The sequence below is a fragment of the Nocardia sp. NPDC049149 genome (assembly GCF_043197455.1).
Lineage (GTDB): Bacteria > Actinomycetota > Actinomycetes > Mycobacteriales > Mycobacteriaceae > Nocardia.
The window spans coordinates 610,489-622,705 of sequence record NZ_JBICTD010000001.1 but is presented as its reverse complement, the minus strand read 5'-3'; the positions used below and the strand labels follow the sequence as shown (position 1 = coordinate 622,705).

Here is a 12,217-nt window from a genome sequence, read left to right as displayed (position 1 = left end):
TCCCGCGACTGGGGAGCAAATCCAACCCGCGGAACTTACCTTGGAGTAATATATGAACTTCACCATGCGGTAGGAGAGTGGATGGCGGGCGGAACGAAGCGACTTCCTCGGGCGGTTCGTGAGCAGCAGATGCTCGATGCCGCCGTCGAGGTGTTCTCGCGGAAAGGCTTCCACGATACGTCGATGGATGCCATTGCCGCCGAGGCGAAGATATCGAAGCCGATGCTGTATCTCTACTACGGCTCGAAGGACGAACTGTTCCGCGCGTGCATCCAGCGCGAGGGGCTTCGCTTCATCGAATCGGTGGTTCCCGCGGGCAACCCGCAGCTCTCGCCGCACGAACAGGTGCGCGTCGCGCTGGAGGGTTTCCTCGGTTTCGTCGACCGCAACCGCCGCTCCTGGCAGGTGCTCTACCGCCAGGCCATCGGCCAGCAAGCGTTCGCGTCCGAGATCGAGAACGCCCGCGAGCGCGTCATCGAACTCACCGCCAAGCTGCTCGAATCCAGTGCCAAGCACGCCGAGCCCGGCACCAACTTCGACGTGGTCGCCGTCGCGGTGATCGGCGCGGGCGAGGCCATCGCCGATCGGGTGGCCAGCGGCCGCATCGAGGTGTCCGAGGCCGTCGATCTGCTCGACGATCTGGCGTGGCGCGGTCTGGCCGGACGCAAGAAAGCCGAATAGCACCGGGAATTTCGGCGTTGCGGTTGCCGCGTCGGCGACGGCCTGCGAGAGTGCCGGAGATCAACACGTACAGACGATCTCGGGTCGGGGAGAAACGGGGCGGAATTGTTCGGCTTGCTCAGGCCGTGTGCGCATGGTGCGGCGAAGTACGGCATCGATAGGGCGGAATGGCGCGCGCATCTGTGCGGACTGTGCCTCGGCCTACGCGACGGACACGGCCAGTTGGCCCGTGCGACAACCAATGTCGACGCGCTCACCGAGGCGCAGCGGTCCGGCGACCCGTCGCGGACCACGGCGGGACGTTGCGCGCTGCGCGGCATGCAACGCGCATCGGTGGCGACCGCCGATTCACCCGGCGTGCAGCTGGCTACGACCGCGTCACTGTTGTTGGCATCGGCCAAGATTCGCGATCACGTGGCCGACGGCGATGCTCGCGCGCTTGCTCGCACGCCGATGGCGAAGGCGGCGGCCCGGTGGGCCGGGCAGGCACGGGAGAGCGCGCAGCGGATCGGCCTCGATGTCGAGCCTTTGGTCGCCGCGCTGGGTGCGCAGACGCAGTTGGAGGCGGCGGCGCTGGCCGGCGCGAGCACCATCCGCGTCCCCGAACCCCTGGCTGCATCCCGGTTCTGGCGCGAAGCGATGAGCGACGACGCCGAGCCGTTGGCGTGGACGACCGCGCCGACGCAACTGTGCGCGTCGGAGTTCTTCGCGCACACAGCGGTATTGGCCGATCGCCCGGACAACATCGACGCCCTGCGCGCTGCGGGCTGGCAGTTCGGCCGGATCGCGCACCTCGCCGACGCGGTGCAGGACTACGAGCAGGACCAGGCGCGCGGCCGATTCAATCCGCTCGCCGCCACCGGAACCAGCATGCCGCAGGCGTACGACCTGCTGCGCGAATCGAATTCACGGCTGCACGAGGCGGTCGCAGCAGCGGAACTCGACCAGGTCCCCACCGTCCGCTGGATGCTGCTCGATCCGCTGGCCTCGGCGCTGCGCAAACTCGGCCACGGCATCGGCTCCGTGGTCGGCCACGCCTGCAATGTCTCGCACGAGCGCGCCGACGTCCGGCTGGACAGCCGTGACACCAGGCATCGCCGACCCGGCCTCAGCGAGTCGCTCACCCTCATCCTCGGTTCGTACTGCACCGGCTATGCCTGCTGTGCCGAGCACACCTCGCCATGTACCGGCGAACGCAAGGAACCCTGGATCAACAAGTGTGACTGCAGTAGTTGTGATTGCAGTGGTTGTGACTGCGGCTGCGGCGACGGCGGTTGCTGCGATTGTTGCGGCTGCTGCGACTGCAGCTGCTGAACGAACAGAGCCGCACCCGATGGAACGGGGTGCGGCTCTGTCGTTTCCGTACGTCAGCGCAGGGTCGCGGTGAGGTGCGGGAAGCCCTTCTTCGGGTTGAGCACGGCCAGATCCCAGCCGCCCTCGACCTGATCGGCGTACACGTTCACCGTCGAAGGCAGGAAGATCGGCTTGCCGAACTTCACCTCATAGGTGGCCTTGCCAGGCACCCGGCCCTCGATCGTGCCGAGAATGTGCGCGGCCGACCACATTCCGTGCGCGATCGGCTTCTGGAAGCCGAAAGCCTTGGCGCCCAAGCCCGATGTGTGGATCGGGTTGTGATCACCGGAGGCCGACGCGTACTGGTTGATCGTCTTCTGATCGACCCGCCAGGTGCGCAGCGGCGGCGGCGGAACCTCGTCCGGCTTCGGCTCGGGCTTCGGGCCGCCCGACAGCGAGGTGCGCTGCTGGTGCAGGAAGGTGGTGACCTGCCGCCAGACCAGCTCGCGGCCGACACTGATCTCGGTGATCGCGTCGACGAGCAGCCCCTTCGGGTGCTCGCGCAGGTTCTCGATGTGCGACTTGATGTCCAGCGGCTCGCTCACCGAGATGTCGCGGGTCCGTTCGATCACGTTGTTCGCGTGCACCGCACCGACCGCGACGAACGGAAAGTCGCGCTGCACAACGAGTTGCATCACGATCGGGAAGGTGAGGACGAACGGATAGGTCAGCGGCAGCGCATCGTTGAACCGCAGCCCGGTCGCCCGGCAGTAGGCGGCCAGGTGATCCGGATCCACCTTCAGACCGTCGAGCTGGATCGTCCGGTCCGGCAGCTTCGGCTTGCGCGCCGAAAGCAGCGGCAGCGGAACCGCGCCCAGCGCCGCCTTCACGAACAGCGGGCCGTTCTTGGGCGGTGCCTTCAGCGTGATCTTCTGGGTCATCATGCTCCGATCAGGCTCTGCCCGCAGACCCGAACGATGTTGCCGGTCACGGCATTCGACGCCGGGCTGGCGAAGTAGGCGATGGTCTCGGCGACGTCGACGGTCTGGCCGCCCTGCGACAGCGAGCTCATCAGTCGGCCCGCCTCACGGGTGGCCAGCGGGATGGCGGCGGTCATCGCGGTCTCGATGAAGCCGGGGGCCACCGCGTTGATGGTGATGCCCTTCTCCGCCAGCTTCGGCGCCTCGGCGTCGACCATGCCGATGACGCCTGCCTTGGAGGTGCCGTAGTTGGTCTGGCCGCGGTTGCCCGCGATGCCTGCGATGGAGGACACGTCGATCACTCGGCCGCCGTCCTTCAGCGCGCCACGGGACACCAGGCCCTCGGTGATCCGGTGCGGCGCGGCGAGATTCACGTTGAGCACCGAGTTCCAGCGACCGTCGTCCATGTTGGCGAGCAGCTTGTCGCGGGTGATGCCCGCGTTGTGCACGACGATGTCGATGCCGCCGAAGCGCTCGGTGGCGAACTCGGCCAGCTTCTCCGCGGCGTCGGGCGAGGTGACGTCGAGTGCGAGCGCGGTGCCGCCGACCTTGTTGGCGGTCTGCGACAACGCCTCACCGGCGGCGGGGATGTCGGCCACGATGACGGTGGCGCCGTCCCTGGCGAACACCTCGGCGATGGTGGCGCCGATGCCGCGCGCGGCGCCGGTGACCACGGCGACCTTGCCGGCCAGCGGCTTGTCCCAGCTGGCAGGCGCGGTGGCGTCGTCCTTGCCGACTCGGATCACCTGACCGTCGACGAACGCCGACTTGCCCGAGAGCAGGAAGCGCAGCGTCGACTCGAGGCCGGTCGCGCCGGTCGATGCCTGCGGGTGCAGGTACACCAGCTGCGCGGTGGCGCCGCGGAGCAGTTCCTTGGCCACCGAGCGGGTGAAGCCCTCGAGCGCGCGCTGGGCGATCTGCTCGTCCACGCTGGATGCCAGCTCCGGCGTGGTGCCGATCACCACGATGCGCCCGGAGGCGGCGATGCTGCGCATGGCGGGCTGGAAGAACTCGAACAGCTGCGACAGTTCCTCGATCGAACCGATGCCGGTCGCGTCGAACACCAGGGCGCCGAGTTTGGTTCCGGCGCTCGGCGCGTCGACGAAGGTGTAGTCCGACAGCAGCAGCCGCACCGGCTCGGCGACCCGGCCCTTGCCGCCGAGCAGCACCGGGCCCGGCAGGGCGGGTTCACCCGCGGTGTAGCGGCGCAGGTTCTCCGGCTGCGGCAGACCGAGCTTGCTCGCCAGGAACTGTCCGGGGGAGGAGTGAACGAACGATCCGTAGAGGTTGGGAGCACCCTTGCTCTTGCTGGCTGCCACTGTTCCTACCTTTTCTGTGTTTGACAGGCGGCGGTCACGATCCTGACGTTGGCACGCAAGCTACCGCCGCCGGGACTGTCGCGCACGCCGCGATGTTCGGGTCTGGTGGCCCCGTCAGGTCTGCTGGCGCACATTTTGCGGGGTACGGTGTCGACAACTAACTTACTCCAGAGTAAGTTTAATGTAAACCAACCGCGACGGGGCGCCGATCAGTGGAGATCTCCACCGGACTCCGGAGCGCCGGACACCCCCAACGAGACCTGGAGACTCGAGTGACAACCAAATCCCGTTCGGCGAAGAGCACCGCCAAGACCGGTAAGACCACCCGCCCGGTCGCGATCGTGGGCGGCAACCGGATTCCGTTCGCTCGCTCCGACAAGGCATACGCGCACGCCTCCAACCAAGACATGTTCACCGCCGCGTTGGACGGCCTGGTCAGCCGCTTCGGCCTGCAGGGTGAGCGGCTCGGCATGGTCGTCGGTGGCGCCGTCCTCAAGCGGGTCGGCGAGCACGGCATGATCCGCGAGAGCGTGCTCGGCAGCAAGCTGAGCCCCTACACCCCGGCCCATGACCTGCAGCTTGCCTGCGGCACCGGCCTGCAGGCCGTCGTCACCGTCGGTGACGCAATTGCCCAGGGCCGCATCGAGGTCGGCGTCGGCGGCGGCACCGACACCACCTCGGACGCGCCCATCGGCGTCAGCGAGGGCATGCGCGAGTGGATGCTCGACGCCAACCGCGCCAAGACCAACAAGGACCGCCTCAAGCTGGTCGGCCAGCTGCGCCCGAGCATGCTCGGCATCGAGATCCCGCGCAACGCCGAGCCGCGCACCGGCCTGTCCATGGGCGAGCACGCCGCGATCACCGCCAAGGAATTCGGCGTGCCGCGCGAGGCGCAGGACGAGCTGGCCTACCTGTCGCACAAGAACATGGCCGCCGCCTACGACCGTGGCTTCTTCGACGACCTGATCACCCCGTTCCTCGGGCTGACCCGCGACGACAACCTGCGTCCCGGTTCGACCATCGAGAAGCTGGCCACCCTCAAGCCGGTGTTCGGCGTCAAGGCGGGCGACGCCACGATGACCGCGGGCAACTCCACCCCGCTGACCGACGGCGCCTCCGCGGTGCTGCTGTCCAGCGAGGAATGGGCCACCGAGCGCAACCTGCCGGTGCTGGCCACCCTGGTCGACAGCGAGGTCGCGGCGGTCGACTACATCCACGGCCCCGACGGCCTGCTGATGGCGCCCACCTACGCGGTGCCGCGCCTGCTCGCCCGAAACGGCCTGACACTGCAGGACTTCGACTACTACGAGATCCACGAGGCGTTCGCCTCCGTGGTGCTCGCGACGCTGTCCGCGTGGGAGTCCGACGCGTACTGCAAGGAGCGCCTCGGCCTCGACGGCGCGCTCGGCGCGATCGACCGCAGCAAGCTCAACGTCAACGGCTCCTCGCTCGCGGCGGGCCACCCGTTCGCCGCGACCGGCGGCCGCATCGTCGCCTCGACCGCGAAGATGCTGGCGGAGAAGGGATCCGGCCGTGCGCTGATCTCCATCTGTGCCGCCGGTGGTCAGGGCGTCGTGGCGATCGTCGAGCGGTAATTCTCAGGTGCGGAGGCGGTACTCGGTCTAGACGACCGGGTACCGCCTCCGTCGTCTGTCAGCGCACCAAACTCGCTCGGGCTGCGGCGAATCGGACGACGCCGGGGGCGATCCTGCCGAACAGGTACTGCGCCTTGGCTTCCGGTGTCACCGGGACGACGTCCTTGTTCTTGCGCACCGCCCGGACGATCTGCGCGGCGACCTTGTCCGGGCCGTATCCCCGCAGCCGATAGAGCCGGTCGTAGCGCTCCTGTCTGCGCTGCTCTTCTTCGGCGGAGACGCCGGACATCTTCGTGTTCCGGACGATAGCGGTGTGCACAACGCCGGGGCAGATCGTGCTGACACCGATTCCGTGCTCGGCCATTTCGGCGCGCAGGCAGTCGGAGAACATGAACACCGCCGCCTTGCTCGTCGAGTACGCACTGAACGCCTGCTGCGGGGTATAGGCCGCCATGCTTGCCAGGTTGACGATGTGCCCGCCGAGCCCACGCTCGACCATGGCCGCGCCGAAAGCCCGGCAGCCGTTGACGACTCCGTGCAGGTTCACATCGAGCACCCGGTCGAAGTCATCGGCAGGGGTGTTGAGGAAGCGCCCGGCCTGTCCGATGCCCGCGTTGTTGATCAGGATGTCGGGCACGCCGTGTTCGCGGAGCACGCCGTCGGCGTGCTTGCGCATCGCGGTCTCGTCGGACACGTCCACCTCGTAGGCGTGGCCGACGCCGCCCGCCTGGGCGATCAGCGCCACCGTCGCCTCGGCCGCGATGCCGTTGACGTCGGACACCACGATCTCCGCGCCGTCGCGGGCGAAGGCGAGCGCGGTCGCCCGGCCGATGCCGCTGCCGCCGCCGGTGAGCACGACGAGTTGGTCCTCGAACGGCGTGCGCGGCACGCCCATTCGCGCCCGGCGCAGCGCCCTGGCCTGCGGTGCCCCGGTCACCGCGTCGATCAGTTCGACGGTCGCCGATGCGAGCAGGCGTGGATGCGAGAACGGCAGCCAGTGCCCGCCTTTCACCACGCGCAGCCAGACCTGGTCGGCCCAGCGGTCCTCGTCGGCGTAACTCGACTGGCGCACTGCGGGATCGCGGGTGCCGACGATGATCTGCGTCGGGACCGTGGTGAACGCCTCGCGGGACCGCAACGGGTTCGCGGCCCAGGTCGACCGGTAGATGCGCAGGCCGTTCGCCATGTCCGCGGTGAAGGTCGGGCCGAGGTGGATGTCCTCCGGCGCGGCCCCCTCGGCAGCGGAAAGTGCTGCGCGCCAGCGCTGTTCGCTCACCCCGGCTTTGATCACCAGCTTCGGCAGTACCGGCAATGCCAGGAAGGTCGAGTAGGCGAACGACCCGAGCTGGGCCAGCGGCAGCGCGATATTACGCGGCGTCGGCCGGGAGAGCCGGTCGCGGGCCCAGGTGCTGACGTGCGCGATGCTCGGCCCCGACACCGAGGTGAAGGACGCGACCAGGCGTTGCGCCTCGGGGCCGCAGACGATTTCCCAGCTGGCGACGCTGCCCCAATCGTGCGCGAGGATGTGCACCGGCGCGCCGTTGCCGAGTGCCTCGATCACCGCAATGTAGTCGGCGGCCAATGTGGTGGTCGAAATGGCCGAGGTGCCAGGTGGATTGGTGGATTCGCCATGGCCGCGGTTGTCCACACTCAATACCCGGAATCGGGTGCTCAGCTCCGGAACGACGTTGTCCCACAGGTGATGTGAGTCCGGCCAACCGTGCAGCAGCAGGACCGTCGGTCCCGCCGGATTGCCTTGCTCGTAGACGGCGATATCGACGTCGCCATTGCGGACCACATGCTTCTCGGCCATGGATTCACCCCACTATCCGGTCCGCGCGGGTCGCGGTCCGTAGCTCTGGGTCCATTCTGTCTGAGACGGTGCGATTCGGGTAGCCCCTGGTCGCGTCGACTGTCCCGCTTGTCGGGCTTGTGAGTTATCTCATGAATTCCAATTCACATTGTCGGTGAATTTGCCACGTCGACGGCTTGATTTTATAGCTACTAGCAGGCAACTTTGATGTTACAGATTTTATTCGGCCGCCTACTACTTGTTGCATGGCTCATTGCGGCGGGTCTGATCTCTGTGTTTACCTGCACGTCACCTACTCTGCTAGCGGAGTCGGGTAGTCGCTGTGGCGCTATTGGTGTGCCATATCGACATACAGCTACTGACAGGACATCTCTTCAGATTCAAGAACTCTTCGAATCGTGCAAGTAGAGGAAGGCTGAACAGCTGATGCGTATCGGTATGGCGTTGCGCGCCACGGCACTGGCTCTGGCGGCCGCGATCGGTCTCGGACTGGGGTCGACGGCCCCGGCGGGAGCCGTCGGCGAGCTGGACCGCTACCTGGATCTGCCGCTGGTGAACCGGGATGCCTCGGTCGCCCCCGGCGGCGTCAACGCAGAACTCCCGTACGACGCGGCCCAGCTGCGCGCGCTGTTGGATGCGGCGCGCGCCCAAGGTATTGCGCCGACCCGATACGCCGCCCTGCTCTACCAATACTGGCTCGTCGACGCGACCAACCAGGCAGGCATCGACCTGCGTTCCTGGGATCCGCGCGCCGGCGTCGAGGCCAACCGCGTCAATCTGATCAACTCCTACCGCTACTACGAAAACCTGCAGCTGAACCACCGTGAGCTGCAGTGGGCAGGCATGGGCGGTCAGGTCGGCGCCGACTTCGGCGGCGGTCTTGTCGATTTCGAGCTGATGGGCAACATCTACGCGCTGCCAGGCCTGTCCGAATCCGCGCGTGGCGTCGTCGCCGCGGTCGACCAGGCGGCGGGACCACAAGCGGTGGCCCAACTTCCGCGCGGACTGCTCGCGCTGGCCGAGGCGGGCTCGCAGATCACCCCGGACGATCTGCGCCACCTCATCGGGATGATCCTGGTGATGCAGAAGAACATCTTCTCCGACCTGATGCCGATGCACGACGCCTACGTCACCGGCGGTCTGCCCGCGCTGGCGGAGTTCCAGGCGGCCGGGCTGTTCGATGCCGACGTGATGCAGGCCTGGCAGGACGTGGCCTCCGGCGACGAGGGCCGGATCGCCGCGGGCAACGCGGCCTTGCTGCGCCGCGAACAGTCGTGGGCGATCCGGGACCAGTGGGATGCGACGCGCAACTACAAGGGCAGCGTCGGCGAGGCGATCACCTACGCCAGCGGCGCGGCAGGCTCGCCGTCGGTCGCCGGTGTCGCGCCGCCGCGACAGTTCCGCCCGGTGCGCATGCCGGTCACCATGGCCGACGGGCGGCCGGGAATCTTGACTTTGCCGCTGCCGGAATGGAATTGGTCGGATTTCGATGCCCGCTGGGACTACATCACCTCGGAGCTGCTGCCGAAGTACAAGTTCCAGGTCGAGAACAACTGGCCCGCACTGGAAGCCGTGATGCGCACGCCCTACGAGATTCAGATGGAGACGCATCGCCCGCTGTTCAACGTGCCGCAACTGCTCGACTCCGCGGCCAGGCAGCTCGACGTTTCCCCGGTCGATGCGACGGCGGTGCGCTGACATGAAACACCGCACCCTTGCCGTCGCGGCGGCCGTCGTGGCAACGCTGTACACCTTGACCGCGGGAACCGCTGCGGCGGAACCGGAACCGGCGGGCACGCCCGGCCTGGACAAGGTGTTCAACGGTTTCGTCGTCGGACAGATCCAAGGCGCCCAACCGGTTCCGCCGGACCAGGCGTTCCAGGCGCTGCTCGCGAACGACCCGTTCTATCAGGAGCCGCCACGCACGGGCACCGAGGCGCCGGGAACCCTGTTGAAGGCCAAGAAGGTCGACGTGATGTTCCTCGGCATCACCCCGCCCGACATCGAGGCCTACAAGCTGATGTACGTGACCACCGGCATCGACGGTGTCACCCCGGTGGTCAGCACCGGCATCGTGATGATCCCCAATCACGGTGCGCCCGTTGGGGAAAAGAAGGTGATCTCCTATCAGGAGGCCAACGACAGCGTCGGCTGGTCCTGTCATCCGAGCACTCAGTGGACCGGCGGTGATCCGCTCGACGGCTCGTCGTGGTCGGCGCTTGGCCCGCTCGCGTTGATGTTCGACAAGGGTTACGCGGTGATGATCTCCGATGTCGGCAACGACGGAGATCGCAACCCGCACGCGGTGTTCGCGGGCAAGTTCGCCGCGCACGCCCAACTCGACGGTGTTCGTGCGGCGTTGGCCTATCGGGACGCCGGGCTGAATCCCGAGGCGCAGGTCGCCTTGTTCGGCATCGCGGGCGGCGGTGTCGGCGCGGCCTTCTCCGCCGAACTGCAGCCGACCTACGCGCCCGAGCTGAACGTGAAATCGGCGCTGCTGGAAGGGATGGTCGTCAACCCGCGCAACTTCATGCGGGTCGCCGACGGTTCGGTGGGGTCCGGTTTCGCGCTGGCGACGCTGCTCGGTCTGGAACCCGCGTACCCGGAAATGCAGGTCAACGCGAAACTGAACCCGGCAGGTATCGCGCTGGCGAACGCCTTCCGCACCCAGTGCCAGACGCCTGCCTACTTCGGGCTGCCGTTGCTGCCGCTCAACACCCTGTTCAATTCGGGTCTCGGCCCGGCGGACGAGCCTGCGTTCCAACGCGCGTTCGAGGACAACATCCTCGGGCGCTCGGGGACGCCGAAAGCCAAGGTGGCCATCACCTCCTGCGCCGCCGACGACTCGTTCATGTCGCTGGTGCCCGCCAAGGACGCCAAGGATCTGGCCGACACCTACCGGGCCGGTGGCGCCGAGGTGACCTACCAACCCACCAACTGCAGCATGGTCCGCATGCTCACCGATATGTACGGCTGGGGCACGGACCTGTTCGGCATGCAGACGATCGACTGGATCGACAGCACCTTCGAGTGAAAGGAACTGCCTGCCATGGCATTTCTCTACGGAATCAACTACCTGTTCTGGTTCGGCCCGCTGGCGGTCGCCAAGTTGCTGGCTCAGGCCGCCGGCTTCTGACCCGTCGGTAGCTACACCCGCCGCGGCTCCCGCTTCCTGCGGGAGCCGCGGCGGTGCTACTTCCCCGGCAGCTCGTGGTGCCCGCCGAACGCCTGGCGCATCGCCGAGAGCATCTTGTCCGCGTACAGCGATTCGCCGCGGGAGGAGAACCGCTGGAACAGCGCGGACGCGAGCACCGGCACCGGAACGCCGGTGTCGATCGCGGCGTCGACCGTCCATCGGCCTTCCCCGGAATCCGAGACCCTGCCGTCGAAGGAATCGAGGTTGGGGTCGGCGTAGAGCGCACCCGCGGTGAGGTCCAGCAACCAGGAGGCAACGACCGAGCCGCGCCGCCACACCTCGGTCACCTCGGGGATGTCGATGTCGTACTGGTAGTACTCGGGATGCTCGAGCGGGGTCTCCTCGGCAGAGAACTCACCCGAGTGCTCGGCGCCGTAGTTGGCCTTGTGCAGAATGTTCAGGCCCTCGGCGTAGGCGGCCATCGCGCCGTACTCGATGCCGTTGTGCACCATCTTGACGAAGTGGCCTGCACCGGCCTGTCCGCAGTGCAGGTACCCCTGCTCGGCGGACGAGGGCTCGCCGCTCCGGCCTGGCGTCCGCGCCGCGGCCTCGACGCCGGGAGCGATGGATTTCAGCAGCGGATCGAGGTACTTCACCGGCTCCGCCTCGCCGCCGATCATCAGGCAGAAACCGCGACTCAGGCCGAAAACACCGCCGGAGGTTCCGATATCCACGTAGTGGATGCCCTTGGGGCGCAACTGTTCGGCCCGCTTGATGTCCTCGTGATAGCGGCTGTTGCCGCCGTCGATGACGATGTCGCCCGCCTCGAGCAACTCGGCCACCTGGTCGATGACGGCGCCGGTGGCACCCGCCGGGATCATGACCCACACCACCCGCGGCGTCTCGAGTGCGGCGACGAACTCCGCGAGATCGGTGCTGCCATGGAAGCTCTCGCCCAGCTCCTCGCGCAAAATGTCGATCTGATGCGCGCGGCGTTCATAGCCGACGGCGGTGTGCCCGTCCTTGACGATGCGGCGCACGATATTGGCGCCCATCCGGCCGAGGCCGATCATTCCCAGCTGCATGCCATCCATCTCCCTCGGTATGTGGTCGCGCCGGAGGTCCGTCCTAGCGAGCCCTGGTGGCGAGAGGTCTGTTCGATTGTCTCGCGTCGGTTCGATCCTGCTTCGTCCGGCTGTGTAACGCATGGTGCTCGGCTCCGATAATCAGATCGGCTCCGCGTAGTTGCCAGACCCCCGACCCGGCAACTGCGCGGGGCCTTTGCATGTGCCTTCCGGAACATTGCAGGGTATTTGCTGGTCATCAGTGCACCGCTGACGTTGTCGGCGGGGCGCACTATCGTTGGCGGAGACTCGCACGGTGCGGGTCCCAACTCAACC

9 protein-coding genes are annotated in these 12,217 nt (G+C 67.3%); 5 read left to right on the top strand and 4 right to left on the bottom strand.

From position 1 onward, the window contains the following. The first annotated feature begins 81 nt into the window (after positions 1-81). Both ACGFNJ_RS03020 and ACGFNJ_RS03015 read left to right on the top strand, forming a co-directional pair. Positions 82-681 (top strand): TetR/AcrR family transcriptional regulator, encoded by a 600-nt coding sequence (locus ACGFNJ_RS03020; RefSeq protein WP_393442746.1) that lies wholly within the window; start codon positions 82-84, stop codon positions 679-681. Positions 682-786: 105 nt separating this feature from the next. Further along, a complete protein-coding gene (locus ACGFNJ_RS03015) occupies positions 787-1,995 on the top strand; it encodes a DUF5685 family protein (RefSeq protein WP_393442744.1) in 1,209 nt (402 codons plus the stop codon). Between the two features lie 53 nt (positions 1,996-2,048). On the opposite strand, the gene ACGFNJ_RS03010 is transcribed toward ACGFNJ_RS03015, so the two are convergent. Together ACGFNJ_RS03010 and ACGFNJ_RS03005 are read right to left on the bottom strand one after the other, a co-directional pair. Further along, positions 2,049-2,915: a MaoC family dehydratase gene (locus tag ACGFNJ_RS03010; RefSeq protein WP_393443727.1), complete on the bottom strand. Its 867-nt coding sequence runs from the start codon at positions 2,913-2,915 to the stop codon at positions 2,049-2,051. Next, positions 2,915-4,273 carry a 3-oxoacyl-ACP reductase gene (locus ACGFNJ_RS03005; protein ID WP_393442742.1) on the bottom strand — a complete coding sequence of 453 codons (1,359 nt, stop codon included), beginning with the start codon at positions 4,271-4,273 and terminating at the stop codon, positions 2,915-2,917. Before ACGFNJ_RS03005 ends, ACGFNJ_RS03010 begins: the two co-directional genes overlap by 1 nt. Positions 4,274-4,545: 272 nt before the next feature. Between ACGFNJ_RS03005 and ACGFNJ_RS03000 the strand changes: the two genes are divergently transcribed. Continuing rightward, the gene (locus tag ACGFNJ_RS03000; protein WP_069162993.1) at positions 4,546-5,868 is read left to right on the top strand and encodes an acetyl-CoA C-acetyltransferase; all 1,323 of its coding nucleotides are present in this window, start codon (positions 4,546-4,548) and stop codon (positions 5,866-5,868) included. Between the two features lie 58 nt (positions 5,869-5,926). Here the strand turns inward: ACGFNJ_RS03000 and ACGFNJ_RS02995 are convergent, their stop codons facing one another. Then, positions 5,927-7,681, bottom strand: coding sequence for an SDR family oxidoreductase (locus tag ACGFNJ_RS02995; RefSeq protein WP_393442739.1), 1,755 nt, complete (start codon positions 7,679-7,681; stop codon positions 5,927-5,929). 426 nt (positions 7,682-8,107) lie between these two features. Between ACGFNJ_RS02995 and ACGFNJ_RS02990 the strand changes: the two genes are divergently transcribed. Together ACGFNJ_RS02990 and ACGFNJ_RS02985 are read left to right on the top strand one after the other, a co-directional pair. Further along, positions 8,108-9,379: a hypothetical protein gene (locus ACGFNJ_RS02990; RefSeq protein ID WP_393442737.1), complete on the top strand. Its 1,272-nt coding sequence runs from the start codon at positions 8,108-8,110 to the stop codon at positions 9,377-9,379. Position 9,380: 1 nt separating this feature from the next. Beyond that, positions 9,381-10,715, top strand: a complete 1,335-nt coding sequence (locus tag ACGFNJ_RS02985; RefSeq protein ID WP_393442735.1) for a lipase family protein — start codon at positions 9,381-9,383, stop codon at positions 10,713-10,715. 158 nt (positions 10,716-10,873) lie between these two features. Here the strand turns inward: ACGFNJ_RS02985 and gnd are convergent, their stop codons facing one another. After that, a complete protein-coding gene (gnd, locus tag ACGFNJ_RS02980; RefSeq protein WP_393442733.1) occupies positions 10,874-11,902 on the bottom strand; it encodes a phosphogluconate dehydrogenase (NAD(+)-dependent, decarboxylating) in 1,029 nt (342 codons plus the stop codon). Between the last annotated feature and the right edge of the window lie 315 nt (positions 11,903-12,217).

Bases quoted from the DNA above. Each gene is read 5' to 3' on its own strand.
- ACGFNJ_RS02985 (WP_393442735.1), top strand. From the start codon at position 9,381: ATGAAACACCGCACCCTTGCCGTCGCGGCGGCCGTCGTGGCAACGCTG.
- ACGFNJ_RS02990 (WP_393442737.1), top strand. From the start codon at position 8,108: ATGCGTATCGGTATGGCGTTGCGCGCCACGGCACTGGCTCTGGCGGCC.
- ACGFNJ_RS03020 (WP_393442746.1), top strand. From the start codon at position 82: ATGGCGGGCGGAACGAAGCGACTTCCTCGGGCGGTTCGTGAGCAGCAG.
- gnd (WP_393442733.1), bottom strand. From the start codon at position 11,902: ATGCAGCTGGGAATGATCGGCCTCGGCCGGATGGGCGCCAATATCGTG.
- ACGFNJ_RS03010 (WP_393443727.1), bottom strand. From the start codon at position 2,915: ATGACCCAGAAGATCACGCTGAAGGCACCGCCCAAGAACGGCCCGCTG.
- ACGFNJ_RS02995 (WP_393442739.1), bottom strand. From the start codon at position 7,681: ATGGCCGAGAAGCATGTGGTCCGCAATGGCGACGTCGATATCGCCGTC.